Origin of the sequence: Saccharothrix sp. NRRL B-16348, assembly GCF_001280085.1 — a bacterium.
In the GTDB taxonomy this organism is placed as follows: Bacteria; Actinomycetota; Actinomycetes; order Mycobacteriales; family Pseudonocardiaceae; genus Actinosynnema.
The window spans coordinates 101,018-123,280 of sequence record NZ_LGED01000125.1 but is presented as its reverse complement, the minus strand read 5'-3'; the positions used below and the strand labels follow the sequence as shown (position 1 = coordinate 123,280).

20 protein-coding genes are annotated in these 22,263 nt (G+C 72.6%); 13 read left to right on the top strand and 7 right to left on the bottom strand.

Features of this window, described 5'->3' with window-relative positions; all coding sequences use genetic code 11:
• Together ADK67_RS13950 and ADK67_RS13945 are read right to left on the bottom strand one after the other, a co-directional pair.
• A complete protein-coding gene (locus tag ADK67_RS13950) occupies positions 1-738 on the bottom strand; it encodes an anti-sigma factor family protein (protein ID WP_053716834.1) in 738 nt (245 codons plus the stop codon).
• A 4-nt stretch (positions 739-742) separates the two neighbouring features.
• Positions 743-1,306, bottom strand: a complete 564-nt coding sequence (locus tag ADK67_RS13945; protein ID WP_082403456.1) for a sigma-70 family RNA polymerase sigma factor — start codon at positions 1,304-1,306, stop codon at positions 743-745.
• Between the two features lie 178 nt (positions 1,307-1,484).
• Here ADK67_RS13945 and ADK67_RS13940 point away from each other — a divergent pair, with 178 nt between their 5' ends.
• From ADK67_RS13940 to ADK67_RS13900, 9 genes are all read left to right on the top strand, one after another.
• On the top strand, positions 1,485-2,063 hold the full coding sequence (locus ADK67_RS13940; protein ID WP_197289437.1) for a hypothetical protein: 579 nt from the start codon (positions 1,485-1,487) through the stop codon (positions 2,061-2,063).
• 12 nt (positions 2,064-2,075) lie between these two features.
• Entirely contained in the window at positions 2,076-2,828 is a 753-nt protein-coding gene (locus ADK67_RS13935; RefSeq protein WP_053716832.1) for a DUF4142 domain-containing protein, read from the top strand.
• Positions 2,829-3,022: 194 nt separating this feature from the next.
• On the top strand, positions 3,023-3,862 hold the full coding sequence (locus ADK67_RS13930) for a ferredoxin (protein ID WP_197289436.1): 840 nt from the start codon (positions 3,023-3,025) through the stop codon (positions 3,860-3,862).
• Positions 3,859-5,727 carry an NAD(P)/FAD-dependent oxidoreductase gene (locus tag ADK67_RS13925; protein ID WP_063797596.1) on the top strand — a complete coding sequence of 623 codons (1,869 nt, stop codon included), beginning with the start codon at positions 3,859-3,861 and terminating at the stop codon, positions 5,725-5,727. Before ADK67_RS13930 ends, ADK67_RS13925 begins: the two co-directional genes overlap by 4 nt.
• A gap of 54 nt (positions 5,728-5,781) precedes the next feature.
• Positions 5,782-7,050: a hypothetical protein gene (locus ADK67_RS13920; protein WP_053716831.1), complete on the top strand. Its 1,269-nt coding sequence runs from the start codon at positions 5,782-5,784 to the stop codon at positions 7,048-7,050.
• Between the two features lie 164 nt (positions 7,051-7,214).
• Positions 7,215-7,892 (top strand): D-Ala-D-Ala carboxypeptidase family metallohydrolase, encoded by a 678-nt coding sequence (locus ADK67_RS13915; protein WP_231648176.1) that lies wholly within the window; start codon positions 7,215-7,217, stop codon positions 7,890-7,892.
• Positions 7,893-8,131: 239 nt separating this feature from the next.
• Positions 8,132-12,541: an nSTAND1 domain-containing NTPase gene (locus ADK67_RS13910; RefSeq protein ID WP_053716830.1), complete on the top strand. Its 4,410-nt coding sequence runs from the start codon at positions 8,132-8,134 to the stop codon at positions 12,539-12,541.
• 4 nt (positions 12,542-12,545) lie between these two features.
• Positions 12,546-13,388 carry a hypothetical protein gene (locus tag ADK67_RS13905; RefSeq protein WP_231648175.1) on the top strand — a complete coding sequence of 281 codons (843 nt, stop codon included), beginning with the start codon at positions 12,546-12,548 and terminating at the stop codon, positions 13,386-13,388.
• A 108-nt stretch (positions 13,389-13,496) separates the two neighbouring features.
• Positions 13,497-13,907, top strand: a complete 411-nt coding sequence (locus tag ADK67_RS13900) for a hypothetical protein (RefSeq protein WP_053716829.1) — start codon at positions 13,497-13,499, stop codon at positions 13,905-13,907.
• A gap of 206 nt (positions 13,908-14,113) precedes the next feature.
• On the opposite strand, the gene ADK67_RS13895 is transcribed toward ADK67_RS13900, so the two are convergent.
• Positions 14,114-15,598, bottom strand: coding sequence for a S1 family peptidase (locus ADK67_RS13895; protein ID WP_157620276.1), 1,485 nt, complete (start codon positions 15,596-15,598; stop codon positions 14,114-14,116).
• Positions 15,598-16,236: a hypothetical protein gene (locus tag ADK67_RS13890; protein ID WP_157620274.1), complete on the bottom strand. Its 639-nt coding sequence runs from the start codon at positions 16,234-16,236 to the stop codon at positions 15,598-15,600. Before ADK67_RS13890 ends, ADK67_RS13895 begins: the two co-directional genes overlap by 1 nt.
• Positions 16,237-16,354: 118 nt before the next feature.
• Here ADK67_RS13890 and ADK67_RS50790 point away from each other — a divergent pair, with 118 nt between their 5' ends.
• Complete coding sequence (locus tag ADK67_RS50790; protein WP_053716826.1) at positions 16,355-16,822, top strand: YkvA family protein; 468 nt, start codon at positions 16,355-16,357, stop codon at positions 16,820-16,822.
• A gap of 3 nt (positions 16,823-16,825) precedes the next feature.
• Here ADK67_RS50790 and ADK67_RS13880 read toward each other — a convergent pair whose 3' ends face one another.
• Positions 16,826-17,560 (bottom strand): lysophospholipid acyltransferase family protein, encoded by a 735-nt coding sequence (locus ADK67_RS13880; RefSeq protein ID WP_053716825.1) that lies wholly within the window; start codon positions 17,558-17,560, stop codon positions 16,826-16,828.
• Between the two features lie 77 nt (positions 17,561-17,637).
• Here ADK67_RS13880 and ADK67_RS13875 point away from each other — a divergent pair, with 77 nt between their 5' ends.
• From ADK67_RS13875 to ADK67_RS13865, 3 genes are read left to right on the top strand one after another with little or no spacing between them, the layout of a single operon-like run.
• Complete coding sequence (locus tag ADK67_RS13875) at positions 17,638-18,828, top strand: PP2C family protein-serine/threonine phosphatase (RefSeq protein ID WP_053716824.1); 1,191 nt, start codon at positions 17,638-17,640, stop codon at positions 18,826-18,828.
• Positions 18,828-20,321, top strand: a complete 1,494-nt coding sequence (locus ADK67_RS13870; RefSeq protein WP_053716823.1) for a sensor histidine kinase — start codon at positions 18,828-18,830, stop codon at positions 20,319-20,321. The genes ADK67_RS13875 and ADK67_RS13870 overlap by 1 nt, the downstream gene beginning before the upstream one ends.
• Positions 20,318-20,755 (top strand): response regulator, encoded by a 438-nt coding sequence (locus ADK67_RS13865; protein WP_053716822.1) that lies wholly within the window; start codon positions 20,318-20,320, stop codon positions 20,753-20,755. The genes ADK67_RS13870 and ADK67_RS13865 overlap by 4 nt, the downstream gene beginning before the upstream one ends.
• Here ADK67_RS13865 and ADK67_RS48925 read toward each other — a convergent pair.
• The gene (locus ADK67_RS48925; RefSeq protein WP_231648180.1) at positions 20,752-20,865 is read right to left on the bottom strand and encodes a hypothetical protein; all 114 of its coding nucleotides are present in this window, start codon (positions 20,863-20,865) and stop codon (positions 20,752-20,754) included. The two genes, ADK67_RS13865 and ADK67_RS48925, sit on opposite strands and share 4 nt — an antisense overlap.
• 395 nt (positions 20,866-21,260) lie before the next feature.
• Entirely contained in the window at positions 21,261-22,262 is a 1,002-nt protein-coding gene (locus ADK67_RS13860; protein WP_053716821.1) for an MBL fold metallo-hydrolase, read from the bottom strand.
• Position 22,263 lies beyond the last annotated feature (1 nt).

Below are 22,263 nucleotides of genomic sequence, written 5' to 3'. Positions count from 1 at the left end.
TCAGGAGGAGGTGGGTAGGCGGACCAGGGTGGCGCCTTCCTTCGTGTCCCGCACGACGAACTCCGTGATGTCGTGCCAGCGCATGCCGACGGAAGCCTGCAACGTCACCGGGTCCTTGCCCGGTCCCGTCGTCGTCACCAGCCAGGAGCCGATGACCATCGCCTCACCCGTGCGCGACTTCGCGATCAGCTCGCACCGGGTGGGGCCCTTGGCGCCCTTCACCTCGACCTGCAACGACGTGCCCCACGGCTCGGGGCTGGCCGAGAGCCGGGCGAACACGCCGGTCGCGGGGTCGGTGCGGGTGATGGTGCCGGACGCGTCCGGAGCGCCCTTCGCCACGTTGGACTGCTCCGGCACCGACTGCGTGGTGGAGGAGCCGGCGACCGAGTCGGACGGTGCGGCGACGTTCACCGACACGACCGCGGTCAGCACGACGAGCAACGTCGCGGCGGCGGCGGCCAGCAGCGCGACGTTGCGGCGCTTGCGCGCCCTGGTTTCCGAGACCGAGTCGAGCATCGCGCGCACCGAACGGCCGTCGGGCCGCTCCCCCGCGTTGGCGCGCAGCATGCCGTTGGCGTCGGCCTCGTCGAGCAGATCGGGCAGTTCGGCGAAATCGCGCAGGTCGAGCGCACATCGACGGCATTGGGCGAGGTGGTTCTCGAACGCGTCGACCTCGTCCTCATCGAGGACACCGAGGACGTACGCCGCCACGTCGATGTGGAACGGCTGCGAAGTCACCTGTTCAGCCCCGATCCTGCAACGCTCGCCGCAGGGCGCGAAGCGCGTAGTACACCCTGGACTTCACCGTGCCGGGCGGTACCCCGAGCACCGCTGCGGCTTCCCCGACGGTCCGATCCCTCAAGTACGTCTCGAGAATAGCCTCCCGGTGTTCCTCCGTCAGTCCGTTCATCGCTTCGGCTACGACTATGGCCGCCAGCGTGCGGTCCGCTTCATCCCGCTGCGGGGCCTCGTCGGACGGCGTCAACTCCGACTCCTGCGGTCGGACGCTCCGCTTGCGACGGTCGTCGATGACCAGCCGCCGGGCCACGGTGAACAGCCAGGAGCGCAGCAGGACGGGGTCCCGCTCCAGCTTCTCGGCGTTGCGCCACGCCCGTACGAGCGTCTCCTGGACGATGTCCTCTGCCCACTGCCGGTCGCTGCCGGTCAGCCTCATGGCATGCCCGAGCAGCGCGCTGCCGAACTCCTGGTAGAGCCTGCGGATCAGCTCGTCTTCCAGACTCAAGTCCGGCCAACTGTGATCTCTTGGGGGGGAAGTGCTGCGTCTGTGCCGCGCCACGCCGAGCATCCAAGCGCGCCGAGGGCTTCCGCGTCGAGGGTTTGGCCGCAAAAAAAGTCGTTGATTTGTTCGTGAACCGTCATCGCATCGTGTCCGTACTCCACGGTATCCGCTTCAAAGGCACGGACCCGGCCTACCGGTCCGCTAGCCCTTTCGGCGGACCCGCCAGCAGGAGAAAGGACCAATGATGCGCAGTCGACGTACCCGGAAGGCGTTGCTGCTGGTTCCGGCAGCAGCGGCGTTGTTGCTGGTCAGCGCCTGTGGCGCGACCGGGGTCGACAACGCCGCGAGCCAGAACGCCGCGAACGGCGCCGGTTCCGGTTCGACGACTCTCCAACAACAGCCGGAATTCGGCAAGGAACCGCACCAGATGCTCTCGGCGACCGAGTCGAAGCAGGTCGGGTGGTTCGTCGCGGACGCGGGCGGCTTCGCGCTGTACCGCTACGACAAGGACACCGCGAAACCGTCGAAGTCCACTTGCGACGCCGAGTGCCTGAAGGCGTGGCCGCCCGTGCTGGTCAGCGACCACACGATGACCTCCGGCGTCGACCCGACGCTGGTCGGCTCGGTGGCCCGCGTGGACGGCAAGAAGCAGGTCACGCTGGCCGGCTGGCCCCTGTACCGGTACGCGGGCGACAAGAAGGCGGGCGACCTGACCGGCCAGGGCAAGGGCGGCACGTGGTTCGCGGTGACGCCCGAGGGCAAGAAGGCGCAGGCCAACGACGGCGCGGCGCCCGGCCAACCGTCCACCGGCGACGGCTACTAGGACGAGAAACCCATGTCAGCCAAGCGTTTCGCGGCGGTCGCGCTGGCCCTGCACCTGCTCCTGCTGCCCGCGCTGCCCGGTGTCGCGCACGCCGACGACCCGCCCGGCGCGGGGCCGGTGGAGCAGACGCCGCTGGGCCCGATCACCGCGCAGGACAAGGATCTGCTGGTCAAGGTGCGGCTGGCGGGCCTGTGGGAGATGCCCATGGGCGAGGAGGCGCAGACCCGCGGCGCGAGCGCCCGGGTCAAGGAGGTCGGCGCGCAGCTGGCGAGCGACCACGCGTTCCTCGACGAGCGGGTGGTGCGGCTGGCGTCCCAGATGGGCGTTCCGCTGCCGGACGAGGCCAACGCCGACCAGCAGTCGTGGATGGCGGAGATGCGGTCGCGCACCGGCGCGGCGTTCGACGACTCGTTCGCCAACCGGCTGCGCGCCGCGCACGGCTCGATCTTCCCGGTCATCGGCACGGTCCGGTCGACCACGCGCAACGAGGCGATCCGGCAGTTCGCCCAGGTGTGCAACCAGATCGTGCTCAAGCACATGACCTTGTTGGAGAGCACCAACATGGTCACCGACATGGGCCTGTCCAAACCGGTGGCGGCCGGCGCCGCGCCCGGCAACGCGGTGAACGCCGACCCGGTGCGCGCGTCGGCGCAGCTCCCCTCGGGCGGCCCGAGTCCCCTCGCCGTGCTCCTCATGTGCCTGGTAGGCGCGGTGGTGACGATCGGAATCCTGCGCCTGCTCCGGCCACGCAACAACGTCAAGTGAGAGGAGGTGATCGTCGGACCGCTACCACAGCGCTTCTCCCGGAGCGGAGAACTTCCACACCCTCGAACCCGCCCGGCAGGTCGTGACCACTCCTGCGCGGCCCGCCGGGCGGGTCGGCCCGACGGGGCCGGCCACGGGTCGGCCCTCTCCCACCGCCTGCGAGTTCTCTCCCGCCATCTCGGAGGTAAAGACCAGTGCTCACCCAGGTCCCGCTGCTGATCGCCCAGGCGACCGGCGGCGACCACGACGCCGGAGTGCGCCACGTGGCGCAGATCTCGGCCCGCCTGGCCTACGCGACCATGTGCGCCACCCTGTGCTGGGGCGTGCTGATCGCCACGGGCTGGGCCAACAAGATCTCCGGCAGACAGGGGTTGCGCAACAGCCACATGGTGCTGGCGACCATGGCCCTGACGTTCGGGTCGCTGCACGCGCTCGCGTTCACCCTGTTGCAGCTCGGCGCTTTCTCGTACCTGAAGATCCTCGTGCCGTTCTACGACGGCGGGCTGTTCCGGCACGCCCTCGGCATCCTCGGCCTGGAGATCATGCTGACCCTCGCGATCACCGCGGGTCTGCGCAAGAAGGTCTACTACCGCAAGTGGCTGCGGCTGCACCAGCTGGCCTACCTCGCGGTCGCCGTCACGGTGGTCCACTCCTGGTTCGGCGCGGTCGCGAACGGCAACCTGGCCGTGCTGTGGTTGGCAGGCCTCACGATCCTGGTGCCGACGGCGACCATCGCCATCGCCCGCTTCCTGCCGCCGGACTGGCTGGTGAAGCTGGGCATGCTGGAGCCGGAGCCCGGTTTCGAGCCCGAGCCGGACGGCGCGGGCGGCAGCGCGTTGGACATCAGCGTCGACAACGAGCGCTGCCACCGCTACGGCATCTGCCAGGCCGAGGCGCCGGGGCTGTTCCAGCTGGTCGACGACGAGCGCCTGCGGTACGAGCGCAGGCCACCACCCGAGCAGTTCGCGAAGGCGCGGGCCGCCGCGCGCGCTTGTCCGATGCGCGCGATCGAGCTGCGGGAGCGTGTCCGGTGAAGAACGAGGAACGCGTGGTGATCGCGGGCGGCGGGTTGGCCGGCCTGCGCGCGGGCGAACGGCTGCGGGAGCTCGGCTTCCGCGGCGAGATCGCCATCGTGAGCGCGGAGCGGCACCTGCCCTACCACCGGCCGGCGCTGTCCAAGGAAGCCATCAACGGCGAGCTGATCGCGTCCGACCTGCGGCTGACCATCAGCCGCGAGCTGAACGCGGTGTGGCGGCTCGGCACCGCCGCCACCCACCTGGAGCCGGACCGGCGCGTGGTCGGCCTGCCCGGCGGCGAGGAGCTGAAGTACGACGGGCTGATCATCGCGACCGGCGTCGAGCCGCGCCACCTCGCGGGCGCGCCGCGCCAGGACCCGCGCATCCACGTGCTGCGCACCGTGGACGACGCGATCGCGATCAAGCAGGCGATCAACTCCACGCAAGGGCTGATCGTGGTCATCGGCGGCGGCCTCATCGGCTGCGAGATGGCCGCGTCGGTGAAGATGATGGGCCGGGACGTGGCCATCGTGAGCCGCTCGTCCACGTTGCTGGGCAGCGCGGTCGGCAAGAACATCGCCGACACGGTCACCGAGGCGCACCGGGTGCGCGGTGTCCGGATGGCGATGGGCGTGAAGATCCGGCACTGGGTGCGCCAGGCGGGCGGGGTGGCGATCCACCTCTCCGACGGGCAGGTGTTCTTCGCCGCGGTCGTGGTGATCGCGGTGGGCGCCTCGCCGTCGATCGCCTGGCTGCGCGGATCGGGTCTGGTGCTGGAGGACGGCGTGCTGTGCGACCCCACGTGCCACGTGGTCGGCGGGTCCGACATCGTGGCCGCGGGTGATGTCGCGCGGTGGCCGAACCTCCGGTTCGGAGGACAACCGCGTCGGGTCGAGCACTGGCTCAACGCGGTGGAAATGGGGCGGGCGGCCGCGGAGAACCTGTTGGCGGGCAGGGAGAATTCGCGGCCGTTCACCCCCGTGCCCCGGTTCTGGACCGAGCAGTACGGGATGCGCATCCAGGGGTCGGGCCTGCCCGCGATGGGCACGGACACGACGACGTTGGCGGGCTCGCAGAAGGACCACCGGACCATCACCGGGTTCGTCAACGACGGGCGGCTGGTCGGGATGGTCGGGTTGGACGCGCCGACGGCGATGATCAAGCTGTCGACGGAGCTGTGGCGGCAGAACCGGGTGACCGCGAGCGGCCCGCAACGCCGACCGCCGCAGCACGTGCCACCCCAGCAGGACCCCGTGCCGCAGAACGCACCCCAGAACGCACCCCAGCACGTGACGCAGAACCTGGCGCAGAACGCGCCGCCGCCCGTGCCGCCGAGGGAGCCGACGCCGGTGACCGGGCCGATGGCGTCACCGGCCCGGCACCAGGAGTCGGTGCGGTTCGAGGCTCCACGCACGGAGTCGGTGCGGTTCGAGGCACCACGCACCGAGTCGGTCAGGTTCGAAGCGCCACGCACCGAGTCCGTGCACTTCGAAGCGCCGCGCGGCAGGTCCGAGCGGGCCCGGCCGACGCGGTCGGAGCAGTCGATGCGGTTCGAGGCCGTGCGGTCCGAGGCGTTGCGGTTGGAGAACGCCCTGCTCCAGGAGGCGGTCCGGTCCGAGGCCGCGCGGTCGGACTCGGCCCGCGCCGAAGCCGTGCGAGCGCGAGCCGAAGCCGTGCGGTCGGAATCCCGGTCGGAATCCGTGCGGTCCGAACCCGGCCCGGCGCGCACGCAGTTCTCGGACCCGGTCGAACTGGCCAGGGTGCCGCGCCAGCAGCAGGAGTCGCAGCCGTTGCCGTTACCGCCCTCGCACGCCCCGGTCGTGCGGTCGCGCGGGCAGAGCCGGTCGCTGGCCCGCACCGGACCGAAGGCCAGACCCCGTTGATCCGTTACCTCGCCGCCGTGTCGCCGTAACCCCGGCCGCCAAGCATTCCGTCCCATGGCGCAGCGGAGTCGAGTCACCGTCGTCGGGATCCCCGCCCGAGACGAGGGGCGCACGGTCGGCGCGGTGGCCCTGGCCGCCGACGCCGGCCTGCGCCTGGCGTGCCCCGACGGCGTGAACGTCGTGGTGCTGGCCGAGAACGGCAGCACCGACGACACCGTGCGCCGGTTCACCGGGACGCCCCTGCACGCGCGGCAGGTCGTCGCGAGTTCCGGCGGCGACGGCACCGGCAAGGGCACGAACGTGTTCGCGATCATGGACCGGGCGCTGGACCTGGACGCGGACCGGCTGCTGCTGCTCGACGCCGACGTGCGGTCCGCCGAACCGCGGTGGATCCCGGCGTTGGCGGACGCGGTGGACGACGCCGAGCCGACCCTGGCCGTGCCCGCGTACCGGCGCGACCGGTTCGAGGCCAACACCACGAACCACCTGGCCAGTCCGCTGCTGGCGGCGGTGTTCGGCGTGCACGTGCAGCAGCCGATCGGCGGCGAGTTCGCGTTCAACCGCGCCTTCCTCGACCGCGCCCGCACGTGGCCGCGGCCCGACAGCGCGCACCTGTACGGCATCGACGTGTGGCTGACCGCGAACGCGCTGCGCGAACGCTTGCGGGTGGTCGAGGTGCCGTTGGGGCGCAAGCTGCACAACTCGCCGTTCCCGAAGATCCTGCGGTTGCCGCAGCAGGTGTTGGACTCGCTGTTCCACGTCGTGCTGCGGACCGGCGGCGTGCGGTCGACGGGCTTCGCGGCGCCGAAGCCACGTGCGGCGGTGGACGGCGCCGCGGTGCGGCAGGACCCGGCGGTGGTGTCGCGGGTGTCCGAATCGGTCGGGCGGTACCTGGCCGCGCACCGGGGCGAGGTGCGGGCGCTGTTCCCCTCGGCGGGTTCGGCGCCGTCGGCTCCGTGGGGCCTGCGGGTGACGACGGAGGACTGGCCGGAGGTGCTGGCGGACGCGGTGGCGGCGGTGGCGGGCGGCCGGTTCGAGGCGGCGCGGGACCACTTGGTCGCGCTGTACGTGAACCGGGTGCTGACGTTCTGGGACGAGATCGACGGGTTGCGCGACGAGGAGGTCGACGGGTTGCTCGACCGGCAGGCGGCGCAGACCGTGCGGGCGGTGCGGCGCCGGCGGATCGAGTTCGGCGTCCCCGGCGTCCCCGGTGGGTCAGGCGACCGAAGCGATCCGGCCGGCCGGACTGGACCGGACGGGTTCGACGTGCGGCACTGGGCCGGGTTCAACGACGTCCCACCCGCGTGGACGGTGCCCGCGTGACCAGCCGTTCACAAACTGTTCCCGTGGTGTGAAATATTCAGACATCAAGGACAGATTGACGCAAGTTTACCTCTCCGCCAGGCTCCAGACCCGTCCCCCAACCCGGTCTGGAGGTCCCTGTGCTCCGACTTGTTTCCTATCTGGCGTCGTTAGCGCTCGTCGCCGTGGTTCTCGTGACTGGTGGCGGCACGGCGCAAGCCGACGGCTGCTACACGTGGAACCGAACCCTCTCCCAGGGCACGTCCGGTGAGGACGTGCGGCAGTTGCAGATCCGCCTGTCCGGCTACCCCGGCTACGGCGCCGTGCTCGGCCTCGACGGCCAGTTCGGCCCGGCGACGAGGTCCGCGGTCGTGCGCTTCCAGCAGGCTTACGGCCTGTCGGCGGACGGCGTGGCGGGCAACGCGACGTTCTCGAAGCTCTACGCGCTCCAGGACGACGACTGCACGCCCATCAACTTCTCCTACGCGGAGTTGAACACCTGCAACTCCACCTGGGCGGGAGGCAAGGTCTCGGCGACGACGGCGAAGTTCAACGCGTTGGTGTCGATGTGGAAGCTGCAGGCGATGCGGCACGCGCTCGGCGACCAGGCGATCCGGGTCACCAGCGGCTTCCGCAGCATCTCGTGCAACAGCGCGGTCGGCGGCGCGTCCGATTCCCGGCACCTGTACGGCGACGGGGTCGACCTCGGCTCCGGGCCGCACTCCCTGTGCCGCCTGGCGCAGCAGGCCCGCAACCACGGCTTCAACGGCATCCTCGGCCCGGGCTACCCGGGTCACGGCGACCACACCCACGTCGACCACCGGAGCAGCCGCTTCTGGTCGGCGTCGTCCTGCGGCATCTGACCGATCCGCCAGGTCGCTCACCCCGGCGGTCCGCGGGTCCGTCCCTCGACCCGCGGGCCCCGATCCCCGGATCCCGCAGGCACCACCCCTTCACCCGGCGGGATCCGCTGAAGGACCGCGGGCCGCGAACGGGCTTCCACACCCCGTTCGCGGTCCGCGGCGCCCCACTCCGCACGCTCGCCCGGTAGAACGGTGGGCGTGGCCCAGTAAGGTTCGGGCGGGCGAGACGAGGGGGCGCTATGGGGGCGCGGTCCGGCTTGGCGGACTTCGGGCGGTACGAGATCCGTGACCTGCTCGGGCAGGGCGGCATGGGCGTGGTGCACCGCGCCTACGACACCGTCAACGACCGGGTCGTCGCGCTGAAGCGGCTCTCCGCCGCCGCGACGGACCAGGAGTACCGCGCCCGGTTCCAGCGCGAGTCGCGCATCGCCGCCGCGATCCGCCACCCGAACGTCATCCCGGTCAACGACTTCGGCGAGGTCGACGGCCACCTCTTCCTCGACATGATGCTGGTCGAGGGCACGGACCTGCGGCGCGCGCTGGGCGGTGGCGAGGTCGACCCGGTCCGGGCGCTGAAGATCCTCGGCCAGGTCGCCGCCGCCGTGGACGCCGCCAACGAGCGCGGCCTGCTCCACCGGGACGTGAAGCCGTCCAACATCCTGATCGCCGCCGGCGACCACGCCTACCTGGCCGACTTCGGCATCGCCCGGGAGACCTCGCCCGAGGCCACCGCCCTGACCAAGTCGGGCGACCTGATCGGCTCGTGGGACTACATGGCGCCGGAACGGCTGTCCGGCGGCGCGGTCGACGGCCGGTCGGACCAGTACTCGTTGGCGTGCGTGCTGTTCGAGTGCCTGACCGGCCGCCTGCCGCACCCGGCCACCGACCCGGCCGCGAAGGTCGCCGCCCACCTCCTGCAGCCGCCGCCCGCGCCCTCGGTGTTCAGCCCGACCGTCAGTCCGGGCTTGGACGCGGTGGTGCTGCGCGGTCTGGCGAAGGACCCGGCGCGGCGGTTCGAGTCGGCGACGGCGCTGATCGAGGCGGCGGAGGCGGCCGCGTTCGACGGCGAGACCGCGCACGCCGCCCGGCCGACGTCGCCCGGCCCCGGTGAGGACCAGGGTCGGCTGGTGCGCGCGATCCTCCGCTCCACCCACCGGCCGCGCACGTCACGCCCGCAGCCGCCGGCCACGCCGTACCCGGGCCTGAGCGGGTTCGAACGGGCCGACGCGGACCTGTTCCACGGCCGCGCGCACGTCGTGACCGAGCTGCTGGTCCGGTTGGCGGAGCAGGTCCGCGGCGGTGAGCCGGTGGTGCTGGTCGGCGCGTCGGGCGCGGGCAAGTCGTCCGTGCTCAAGGCCGGTCTGCTGCCCGCCCTGGCCGCTGACGGCGACGAGACGTGGCCCCAGGTGGTGTTGACGCCGGGGGTGGACCCGGTCGGCAACCTGGCCGCCGCGATGGCCGCGCGCACGGCGGCCGGCGCGGCCGAGTGGGCGCGGCTGATCCGGGAGTCGCCCGGCCGGTTCGGCGAGTGGTGCGCCGGTGCGACGCGCCCGGTGATCGTGGTCGACCAGTTCGAGGAGGTGTTCAACGCGCCGGAGCCGGACCGGCTGGCGTTCGCCGGCGCGTTGACCGCCGCCCGGCCGGCGCTGGTCGTGCTGGCCGTCCGGGCGGACCTGGTCGACCGGTGCATCGAGCTGGCACCGCTGCGGCCCGCGCTGGCCGCGCCCGTGCTGCTGGGCCCGTTGGACGCGACCGGGTTGCGGCAGGCGATCGTCAGCCCCGCCAAGGACTTCGGCGTCGACGTGGAGCCCGGCTTGCCGGAGCGGATGATCGCCGACCTCGGCGTGCGCGGTGAGATCGGCTACGACCCCGGCGCGCTGCCCCGGTTGGCGCACGCGCTGCGCGAGTCGTGGCTGCACCGCGACGGGCCGGTGCTGACGCTGGCCGCCTACCGCCGCGCGGGCGGCATCGACGGCGCGGTGTCGCGCACCGCCGAGGAGATCCACTCCGCGCTGGACCCGGTGGGGCGGCACGCGTTGCGGGCGATCCTGCTGCGGCTGGTCGCCGTGCTGGACGACGGCGCGGTGGTCCGGCGGCGGGTCGACCCGGCGGAGTTCGCCGCGCAGCGGCACGTGCTGGACCGGCTGATCGCGGCACGGCTGGTGACCGTGGACGGCTCGGGCGCGCGGCTGAGCCACGAGGCGTTGTTCACCGCGTGGCCGCGGCTGCGGGACTGGATCGAGGAGGACCGCGCCGGCCTGGTGCAGCACCGCCGGTTCACCGACTCGGTCCGGGCGTGGGTGGAGTCCGGGCAGCACGACGACGACCTGTACCGGGGTGTGCGGCTGGCGTCGCTGACCGCGTGGCTGGAGTCGGCGCGGGACCGGGTGCGGTTGCAGCCGGTCGAGCAGGACTTCCTGGCCCGCTCCACGGCGGCCGAGCACGCCGGGCAGGTGGCGGCACGACGGCGCACGAACCGGTTGCGCGGCTTGGTGGCGGCGTTGAGCCTGCTGCTGGTGGTCGCGTCGGTGGCGGTCGTGGTGGCGACGTTGTCGCGGCAGACGGCGCAGGCCGAGCGGGACCGGGCGGACAACGGTCGGCAGCAGAACCTGTCGCGGCAGTTGGCGGCGGAGTCGGCGTTGGCCAGGACGGTGGACCCCCGGCGGGCGGCGTTGGCGGCGTTCGGCGCGTGGCAGGCGAGCCCGACCGTCGAAGGGCGCAGCGCACTGCTCTCCGCGGTGACCGACGCCTACAGCGGCCGGATGACCGGGCACGTCGGCGCGATCAACGCGCTCGCGGTCAGCGGCGACGGCAAGGTCGCGGCGTCCGGCGGCCGGGACGGCACGCTGCGCCTGTGGGACGTGCCCTCGCGCCGTGAGCTGGCCGTGCTGGACGACAACGGCGGCTGGTACCGGACGGTGTCGATGAGCGCCGACGGCCGGCTGCTCGCCACCGCCGACCCGGACAAGACGAAGGTCGAACTGTGGGACGTGCCGGCGCGCAAGAGGGTGTTCACCGTGCCGGGCCGGGCGGTCGACACGGCGCTCTCGCCGGACGGCGGCACGCTCGTCGCCTACACCGATCGCGGTGTGGTGCTGTGGGAGACGGCGGGGTTCACCGAGCGGGCGGTGTTCGCCGCGGAGTCGTCCATCCGGATGGTGTACCTGCCGGATCCCGGGCTGGTGGCTTTGACCAACGGCAACGACGTCGCGGTGCACCGGGCGGGCGACGGCGCGCTGGTCGCGAACCTGACCGGGCACACCGGCGAGGTGAGCGCGCTGGCGTTCGCGCCGGACGGCGGGCTGCTGGCCAGCACGGGGATGGACTCGACGGTCCGGTTGTGGGACACCTCGACGTGGACCGCGCGCCAGGTGTTCACCGCGCCCGAGGTGGGGTTGAGCTCCGTCACGTTCACGCCGTCCGGCTCGGCCGTGGTGGCGGGCGCGGTGGGTGCGAGCGTCTACTCGTGGGACCTCGCGACCGGCGACCAGATCACCCAGTACGCGGCCGGGTCGGTGACCACGTTCGCCGTGGTGATGTCCGCCGACGGCCGCATCCTGCTCAGCTCCGACTCCACCGGCGTGATCACGGTGTGGTCCTACCAGCGGACGACGTTGGGCCCGCGCGACGCCGTCCTGCTCGGCGCGGCGTTCCAGCCCGGCGGCAACCTGCTGGCCACCACCAGCGGCAACGGCGTGGTGCGGCTGTGGGACCACCGGGAATCGCGGCTGGTGCACGAGCTGAAGGCCCACACCGACGACGCCTACGACGTGGCGTTCAACCCGGACGGCTCCGAGCTGGCCACCGTGGACGAGGGCGGCCTCCTCGTGGTGTGGAAGGCGGCGACGGGCGCGGAGGCGCGCCGGTTCTCCCGGCCCGGCACGGAGTTCACCTCGGTGAGGTTCAGCCCGGACGGTCGGACGATCGCCGTCACGGGCCGCACCCCGACCGGGTCGACGGAGGACCGCGACGAGGTGCTCCTGCTCGACGCCGCCGACCTGGAGCTGGTGCACCGCCGGGCGACGACCCAGGAGCCGCGCAACACCCCCGTCAACGGGGTGGAGCCCAACTACCCGACCGGCATCTCGTTCCACCCGGACGGCCGCACGCTCGCGGTGACGTTGTCGGGCGGCCGGATCGGGCTGTGGGACCTCGTGGACCCCGGCACGGCGTGGCAGATCCTGCCCGGCCACGACGGTGTCGCGATCGACGTCGAGTTCAGCCCGGACGGCTCGGTGCTGGCCACGGGAGGCGGTGACCGGCTGGTGAAGCTGTGGCGGGTCAAGGACGGGGTCGAGGTCGGCGTGCTCACCGGCAACGACGCGCCGGTGCGCCGGGTGGCGTGGAGCCCGGACGGCCGGACGCTGGCCACCGCGAGCCAGGACACCGTGGTGCGGCTGTGGGAGTTCGACGGGTCGCGGCAGCTGGCGCGGCTGGACCGGCACGGCGCCGAGCTGAACGACGTGGCGTTCGACCCGAGCGGCGAGCTCGTCGCGTCCGTGGGCGCGGACGGCACCGCCCGGCTCTGGGACCTCGTGCCGGACCGCGCGGTCGAGCTGCTGTGCCGGAGGCTCGACCGGGAGTCGCTGGCCGAGGAGTGGCGTGCGCTGGGGCCGGACCGGGGCGACCCGCCCGGTTGCCCGGAGTAGCGCCGTGCCGAGGGTGGTGGTGCGGGGCGCGGGCCTGGCTTCGGTGGTGCTGGGGCCGGGCGAGTCGCTGCTGTTCGGCCGGGCGCCGCACGGTGTCGTGGGTCCGGCCCGCCCGGGGCGGGTGGTCGTGGCGCTGCCGGACTGCGCGCCGCACGTGTCGCGGCTCGTCGGCGAGTTGGCCGTCGGCGCGGACGTGGTGTCGTTGCGGTGGCTCGGCGCGGGCGAGGCACAGCTGTCCAGCCTGTTCGACGCGCCGGGCGGCGCGCGGCGGGTGATCCTGACCCGGTCGGCGACGGCGTTGCTGGACGTCGGCGAGAACCAGCTCGTGCTGCTGCTGGGCAGGCGAGGTGACGGCGACGGGTTCGCCGACCTCCAGCTCACCATCGACGTGGAGCACGTCCCGGCGGGGTCGGACGACGCGTTCGGGTCGGCGGGTGGCGACACGCAGACCGGTCCGGGGCTGGTGCGGGGCGGGCGGGACTGGTTCGTCGCGCTGGCGCTGTGCGAACCGTGGTTGGTCGGCGCGGACGACTACCCCCGGCCGCCGTCGAACCGGGAGATCTTCGAACGGGTCCGCGAGTGGCACGGCTACACCTGGAACCTGCACCGGCCGCAGCGGGTCGACGACGCGATCCGGGCGATCTCGGCGATCGCGTTCGGCGCGGCGGACGACCCGTTCCTGGCGCCGCACGCGGGCCGGCTCCAGAACACTCGGTTCGCCGTGGCCCGCCGTGCCGCCGAGGTCCGCCTGGTGACCGCCGCCGACCTCACCGAGGTGGAGCGGACGGCCAGGAACCGGAAACTTCCACCCCCGCCGTCCTCGCCCGGCCACCCGCCTGCTCCGTAGCGTCACCGGTCAGGGGCGCCGGACGGTCGCCCCGCTCCTCACGGCTCCCGACCGGTTCCGCGCCAGCGGCGACCGGGGTCGCGCCGTATCCGGGAAAGGACCGCCGCCATGGTGCAGCACGATTCCTTCGACTCGCCGACCACCTACCGCCACGCCGAGCCGCGCGCCAAGAAGGGCGCCGGGATCGTCGTGCTGCTGGTGCTGATGACCCTCGCCAACGTCCTCGTGCTGGTCTTCGGGGTCATGGGCTGGGTGGACGAGATCGACCACGGCGCCGAGTGGGGCGACGACTCGTTGCAGGCCGTCGTGCTGCTGACCTTGGTGAGCCTGGTCGCCGTCATCGGCCTGGCCGGCGCGTGGTTCACCCGCAAGTGGGGACCGCGGCTGTACGTGCTGACAGCCGGGTTCAGCCTGCTGTTCGGTCTCGTCATCTCGGGCGGCGAGGGGTTCTCCCCGTTGAGCCTCGTCGGTGTCGGCCTCGCGGTCGGGCTGTGGCTGCACGCCGAGAACAAGTGGTAGCGAACAACGGGACGCCAAGCGGCCGGTATGTCCACAACGGACACACCGGCCGCCGCCGTGCTCACCCGTTCACGCCGGAGCCGGTGGCGCGGGTTAGGTCGCTCACCCGGGCCATCGTATTGACGGCCCGGCTCGCGGAGCGCCCCACTCGATCCGGAACGTCCCGCCGCCCGGCCAACCGATCCCGATCAGGTGCCACGCCCCGATCAAGGCTGCGGTGCGGCGGGCCCGTCCTCGTCCTGCCGCTCGACCTTCACGGTCGGCGACTCGGCACCGGCCCGAACGGTCGGCGACTCGTCGACCGGCGGCTGAACGGTCGACGCCACCACAGCAGTCGGCGAGTCGGCGACCACAGGCGGAACGGTCAGTGGCACAGCGATCGGCGGCCCAACAGTCGCCGGCACAGCGGCCGGCGCGACGACCGGCGCGGCCTGCACCGGGATGCCGAACGGCGGAGTGTCCACATCGGACGCGACCGGCGGTACGGCGCCCGACGGCACCATCGCGGGCGCCAGCCGACGCCTGCGGGTCAGAGCGATCGCCGTGCCCGCCGTCGCCGTGGCCACCGCGACACCGCCGCAGAGCACCGCGAACCCGATCAGCAACGACGAATCGCCACCGGCCGACCCACCGCGGTCCACCGCGAGCCGCCGGTACTCCGCCGCCTGCAAGTGCCCGGGCGAAGCGGCCAGCACGTCGTCGAACCCGTCCACCGCGCCGTCGAAGTCGTCCGCGAAGTAGCGGTCCAGCGCGGCCCGGTAGTCGCGGTCGTGCTCGCCCGGCTCGGCCTTCACGTCCTTGCCCGCCACCACGTCCAGCAACGTCGAGGACGCGGCGGCGAAGTTGAACGACTGCGTCTCCCCCGGCGAGCCCTGGCTCACCAGGCCGACGATCCGGCCGTCCATGTCGACCACCGGCCCGCCGCTCATGCCCTGCGTCGCGGCGGCGCTGAACTCGTAGAACGGCCGGTCGTTCTGCGTCCGGCGCGCCGACACCTGGCCGTTCTTGTTGCTCGGCTCCAGGCTCGGGTCGACCGCGGCGCCCGCCGAACCGGGGTAGCCGATGGCCAGGATCGGCGTGCCGACCGCCGTCTGGTCGGTCCGGATCTCCAACGACGGCAGGTTCTCGCGCGGCACCTTCAGCACCGCCACGTCACCCTCGGTCGGCGCGACGAGGTCCACCACGGTGGCCGGCGCGACGTCCCGGATGGGGCCGTCGCCGGTGGCCTCCATCCGCTCGACCTGGATCGCGCGGTCGAGCGGGCGGTCCGGGTTCGCGCCCTCGGCGACGGCGTGCTCGGCCAGCTGCGCCTTGGCCTTGACCCGGTCCACGACCCGGCCCACCGCCGCCAGGTCCTGGATCGCCGCGTCGAACAACGCCCCCGCGCCACCCTGCGGTCCGGTGTGGACGCAGTGGCTCGCGGTGGCCACGTGCCCGTCCGGGCTGATCACCGCGCCGCTGCAGGTGGCCTTCACGACGTAGCCGTTCGCGCCGCCGAACACCTCGCCGGTGCGCTTGTCCCGCACCCAGCCGTGCCACTCCACGGTGATGAACACGATCGCCGGCCTGGCGATGGCCGCGGCCAGCTCCTCCGGGCTCGACGGCTGGGCCGCGGCGACCGGAGCACCGGGAAGAGCGGCGGGAGCGGCCGTGAACGCCAGCAACGCCGCCGCGACGAGCAACGCGCGCATCAGCCGTACACCCCGAACCCGGCGGTCCGCGCCCACACCGACCGGTAGCCGCTGGAGTTGCTCTCCACGAGCTGGGTGCCCTGGCAGGCGTAGTCGTCCACTTGGTGCCGCACCTGTTCCGACGGGATCGTCTGGGTCTCCACCAGACCGCGCTGGTCGTAGTAGGCCCAGGTGAACTGCGTCTTGGTCTGGTTGACGTAGGTGATGGCCTTGTCGGTGGCGGTCCAGGTGAACTCGATGAACCCGTTGCCGACGAGCCGCAGCTCGTTGCCCTGGTACGTGCCGTGGAACACCACGTTGTCCATCCGCTCGGTCCCGGTGCCGTCCGGCCGGAACTCGTACGCCCGCCCGCTGGTGACCATCGGCAGCGGGTCGACGCCGTTGTAGAACTTGACCATGACCTGCTCCTCCACCGTGCGCCACGAGCCGATCAGGCACAACGGCGGCCCGACCGGGCGGGTGGTGTCCGGGCGGGCGGTGGGCGAGGCCCGCCCGGCGGCCACCGGCGCGGCTTGGTCGGGCCGGTCGTCGGCGAGGACCACGGCGGTCAACCCGCCCGCCGCGAGGACCGCGCACGCGGCGACGACGAACAGCACCACGACGGCGGATCGCGCTGGTAACCGGGGGGAATCGCTCACCACGCCATCGTATGGACCGGTCCGCCCGCGCCGTGAGCCGTTGATCCGGAAGTTTCCGCGCCGTGATCAGGCGCCCGCTCCACCCGCGCGGACGGCCCACCGCCACTACGATGAACGTGTGATCTTCCTCAGCGTGGTCCTCACCCTGCTCGGGCTGAGCACGCTGCTGTGGCGCGACGACGAGCTGATCGGCCTGCCTCCCGTCGTCGCCGGCTCCGGCCTGGTGGTGCTCGGCGTGGCGGCCGGTGTGCTGTGGGTCGTGCGCAGGCGCCGCCGGTGGGAGCGCAACGGCGAGCCGCGCCCGGTCGGCACCGTGCTCGACCGGGCCAAGGCGCTGCCCCGGCTGCTGCGCGAGCGCAAGGCCTACGGCCTGCCGACCAGCACCATGGCCACGTGGGCGTTCGCGGTGGTCTACCTCGTCTCCCCGATCGACCTGCTGCCCGAACTGCTGCCGCTGATCGGCGTGACCGACGACGCGGGCGTGGCCGTGTGGCTGCTCACCAGCGTGTCCACCGTGACGGGCCAGTACCTGCGGTGGGAGCGCGAGCGCTCGGGCCAGGCCAAGAAGGCCAGGAAGACCCGCTGACCGTCACGCGCTCCCGGGCCGCGGCAGCTCGCGCACACCGCTGAGCAGCGTGGTCACCGCGTCCATGATCCGCGCGGTGGCCTGGTCCAGCACGGCCTTGGTCGGCTCCAGTCCGTACAGGTCGGACAGGTCGACCTCCGCGCCCGCCACCACGGACACCTTCCGCCACGGCCGGGGCACGAACTTCCCCGGCGGCAGCAGCTCCCGGGTGCCCCACTGCGCCACCGGCACGACGGGCGTGCGGGTCGTCAGCGCCAGCCGCGCCACGCCGTTCTTGCCGCGCATGGGCCAGCCGTCGGGGTCGCTGGTGAAGGTCCCTTCTGGGTAGACGATCACGCACTCACCCTCGTCCAACGAGGTGCGCGCGCTGTCCAGCGCCTTGCCGGCCCGCACGCTGTCGCGGTCGACCGGGATGTGCCGCCCGGACGACATGACCCACCCGAGCACCGGCGCCTTCCACAGGCTCGCCTTGGCCAGGTACCGGGGCACGCGGCCGGACGCGAGCGCGAACGCGGTCAGCGTCACGGGGTCGGCGAACGAGAGGTGGTTGGACGCCAGCAGCACCGCACCCTCTCGGGGGATGTTGGTCCGGCCCGCCATCCTCATCCGCACGAACAGCACCACCAGCGGCCACAGCAGGTCGATCGCCACGGAGTACCAGAAACCGCGGCCCCGCCGGGGCAAGCGGGTCGTCAGCGCCACCATCTGGGAGAACGTCACGCCAGGATCTTCGGTCATGCGCCCGGGCGCTGTCACCGCGCCCCACCGCACCGCCGTAACCCAGGGCTGATCGAGTTCGACTAATCTCCTCCCCCGTGGCAGGGCTCCCCGCACCGCGGACCGCGGTGAACCGGATCAACGTGCTCCTCGTCGAAGACGACGAGGGCGACGCCGTGCTGGTCGAAGCCCTGCTGGAAGAGGTCGAGGCGGACGTCGCCCTGCACCGGGCGCGGACGCTGCGGGAGGCCGAGGGCCTGCTGGCCAAGGCGGACTGCGTGCTGCTCGACCTCGGCCTGCCGGACACGACCGGTCTCGACGGCCTGACCAGGCTGCTGGCCAACCCGGCGCCGGTGGCGATCATCGTGCTCACCGGCCTCAACGACGAGCACCAGGGCACCCAGGCGGTGGCCCAGGGCGCGGAGGACTACCTGGTCAAAGGCCAGGTCGACGGCGTGGGCCTGGCCAGGAGCATCCGCTACGCGGTCGGCCGCAAGCGGGCCGAGGAGACCCAGCGCCAACTGCGCGACGAGCAGCTGCTGGCGGCGGAGAAGACCCGCCTGGAACGCGGCCTGCTGCCGTCGCCGATCATGCACGGCGAGGACATCGGCTGGCAGGTCCGCTACCGCCCCGGCGGCAGCCGGATGCTGCTCGGCGGCGACTTCTACGACGTGGTGCGCACCGCCGACGGCACGCTCCAGGTGCTGATCGGCGACGTGTGCGGGCACGGCCCGGACGAGGCCGCGATCGGCGTGTTCCTGCGCATCGCGTGGCGGGCGCTGGTGCTGGCCGACCAGGAGCCGTCCCGGGTGCTGCGCACGTTGCACGAGATCCTGGAGCACGAACGCCACCAGCCCGGCCTGTTCACCACGGCGTGCATGGTGACGATCTCGCCGGACCGCCGGTGGGCGCGGGTCTACCTGGCCGGGCACCCGGAGCCGATGCTGCTGGTCGGCGACCGCGTGGTGGAGCTGCCGCGCGACCGGGCCGGGCTGCCGCTCGGCGTGCTGCCCGACAGCAGGTGGAGCGGCCTCGACGTGCCGCTGCCGCCGGGGTGGTCGATGCTGCTCTACACCGACGGGCTGGTCGAGGGCCGGGTCCACGGTGACAGCGAGCGGCTGGGCTCGGAGCGGCTGATCGACCTGATCGGCGAGATCACCGCGGCGCGGCCGGACTGGGCCCGCACGCCGGCGACGCTGCTGGACAACCTCATCAGCCGGGTGAAGGAACTCAACGGCGGGGAGCTGGACGACGACATGGCCGTGCTGCTGATCTCGGACCGCGCCTGATGGACTACCGCACCCGGTGGCCCGCGAGCAGGCTCCTGGTCGCGGCCGTGGCGGTCCTGATCGTGGTGTGCGCGGGCGCCATCGGCAGCCTCCTGGTCGCGCTGGACAGCCTCACCGACGCCCGCACCGAACTGCTGGAGCGGATCGACCCGGCGGGCCGCGAGGTGCTCGAGATGCAGACCGCGCTGGTCAACCAGGAGACCGGGGTGCGCGGGTACGTGCTCACCGCCAACCAGGACTTCCTCACCCCGTACACCGAGGGGCGGCAGGCCGAGCTGGACGCCGTGGAGTCCGCCCGCTCGCTGCTGTCGGCGGCGCGACCCGACCTGGTCCGCGAGCTGGAGGAGGTCGAACGGCTGGCGACCGACTGGCGGCAGGGCTACGCCGACCCGCTGGTCGACCTGGTGTACGTGTCGGGCTTCCCGCAGGCCACCCTGGCCGACGCCGAGCGCGGCAAGGCGCTGTTCGACCGGGCGGGCGCGGCGGTGGCGGCGTTGAAGACCAAGGTCGAGGAGGCGTCCGCCGCGGGCCGCGACAACGTGACGAACGTGGCCACGCAGGCGTTCTGGCTGGTCATCGGGCTCGGCCTGCTGCTGGTGCTGATCATCGCCGGGGTGGCGGTGATGCTCTACCGGATCGTGATCGCGCCGTTGACAGGGCTGGCGGCGGACGTCCGGCAGGTGTCGTCGGGCGACTTCGCGCACGCCGTCGAGGCGGGCGGGCCCCGGGAGACGGTGATGCTCGGCCAGGACGTCGAGGCCATGCGGGTGCGCATCCTGTCCGACCTGGAGGAGCTGCGGCGGTCGAACTCGGAGCTGGAGCAGTTCGCCTACGTCGCGTCGCACGACCTGCAGGAGCCGCTGCGGAAGGTGGCGAGCTTCTGCCAGCTGCTGGAGCGTCGGTACTCGGGTCAGCTCGACGACCGCGGCGAGCAGTACCTGAAGTTCGCGGTGGACGGCGCGAAGCGGATGCAGGTGCTGATCAACGACCTGCTGGCGTTCTCCCGGGTCGGCCGGATCACCCGCGAGCAGACCCTGGTGGACTGCGACGAGCTGGTCGCCCAGGTGCTGGACAACTACTCCGAGGTCATCGAGCGGACGCAGGCGACGGTCGAGGTGGCGGACCTGCCGACGGTGCGCGGCGAGGCGTCGTTGCTGGGTGGCGTGTTCGGCAACCTGATCAGCAACGCGTTGAAGTTCCACGGCGACGAGCCGCCGCACGTGCGCGTGGACGTGGAGCGGACGGACGAGTCGTGGACGTTCACGGTCAGCGACCAGGGCATCGGCATCGACCCCGAGTACGCTGAGCGGATCTTCGTGATCTTCCAGCGCCTGCACCACAAGGACGACTACCCCGGCACCGGCATCGGGCTGGCGATGTGCCGGAAGATCATCGAGTACCACGGTGGCACGATCTGGCTGGACACCAGCGAGGGCGACACCGGGACCACCTTCAAGTTCACGCTGCCGGCTGTAGAGGACGACGAGCAATGAGCAACCCGCTGAACGTGATCGACGTCCTGCTGGTGGAAGACGACCCCGGCGACGCCTTGATGACGCAGGAGGCGTTCGAGCACCACAAGATCCGCAACCAGCTGCACGTGGTGCGCGACGGCGTCGAGGCGCTGGAGTTCCTGCGCCGCCAGGGCCCGTACGAGGACGCGCCGCGGCCGGGGCTGATCCTGCTCGACCTGAACCTGCCGAAGATGGACGGCCGCGAGGTGCTGGCCGAGATCAAGGCGGACGAGACGCTGCGGCCCATCCCGGTGGTGGTGCTGACCACGTCGGAGGCGGAGGAGGACATCCTGCGCAGCTACAACCTGCACGCCAACGCCTACGTCACCAAGCCGGTGGACTTCGACCGGTTCATCGAGGTCGTCCGGCAGATCGACGACTTCTTCGTGACCGTGGTGAAGCTGCCCCGCTAGGGCTGGTAGGCGGCCGGGAAGACGCGCACGGCCTCGTCGGCGAACCGGAGGAGTTGTTCCTCCGGGTAGGGCTCGGGGTTGAACATGGCCCGGTTCAGCGGCACGGACAGCGCGAGCCAGGTGAAGTGCTGCGCGGCGAGCAGCGGGTCCGGCGCGGTGAGCCTGCCCTTCGGCCGGCCGGCGTGGTGACGCGGTGGTCCGGTTCCAGGTCGCGTGCGGCGTCCCGGAGGAGTTCACCGCCGGGATGCGGCAGTCACCCGGCCAGCCGACGCTGGAGGCGATGGCCCGCACCACCGCCTACGACCTGACCATCACCGGCACTCCCCCGGACCTGGCGTCGATCACCGCGCCGACGCTCGTGCCGGACAGCGAGGGCAGCGACGAGCGGCTGCGCGAGTGGCCGACGGCGTGGCCGAACGCCCGCCGAACGCCCGCCGCCGCACGGTGGCCGGCGGCTGGCACGGCGTGGCGCCGGACGTGCTCGCGCCCGTGCCGGCCGAGCACTTCAGCTGACGACCGCGTACCGCACCACGCCGTCGTCCTCGGCGGCGGTCAGCAGCCCGCGGTGGACCAGCACGTCGAGGTGCGCGGCCGTCTCACCGGTGGCCAGCACCTGGTTGAACAGGTCCAGCTCGGCGAACTTCCGCCCGCGCCGGGTCCAGCCGAGCACGCGCGCGGTCTCGAAGGCCGTGCCGGTGCCCGCCCGCACGGCGTCCAGCGTGGCCGTGAGGCGGTCTTCGTGGTGGGCGAGCAGTTCGTCCACCCTGGCGTGGCTCGACTCGGTGACGGGGCCGTGCGCGGGCAGCAGCCGCAGGTCCGGGTGCTCTCGGACGAGGCGCAGCGAGTCGAGGTAGTCGCCGAGCGGCAGGGCGGGCCGGGCGGGCTCGAAGCCGATCGACGGCGTGATGTGCGGCAGCACGTGGTCGCCGGCGAACAGCAGCGACGACTCGGCGTCGATGAACACCACGTGCCCGCGCGTGTGGCCGGGCGTCGGCAGGACGCGCAGCACCCGCTTCTCCAGGGCCAGGTCGTCCTCGCGGAGCCACTCGTCCGGCTCCTCGTAGTCGCGCAGCTCGGCCTCGCCCACCGACTCCACCACGGCGCGCCACCGCTCGGCCAGGTGCGGCGCGCCCCACGTGGCCAGGTCGCGGAACCCGTCCCGGCGCCGAGCGGTGATCTTGGCCAGGGACGGCTGCTCGCCCGCGCCGAGCGCGATCTTCGTGCCGAACCGGCGGCGCAGGGCGACGGCCATCGTGTAGTGGTCGCGGTGCACGTGCGTGACCAGGAAGCGGCGGACGTCCTCGAAACCGCGGCCCAGCGCGCCGAGCGCCGCCTCCAGCGCCACCTCGCCCGCGTCGAGGGCCCAGCCGGAGTCGATCAGGACGACGCCGTCACCGTCGTCGATCGCGTACACGTTGACGGTGTGCAGCCCGTCGTTGGGCAGGGGCAGCGGTATGCGGTAGACGCCGGGCGCGACCTCGAAGACTCCGGGTTCGGTCCACTCCATC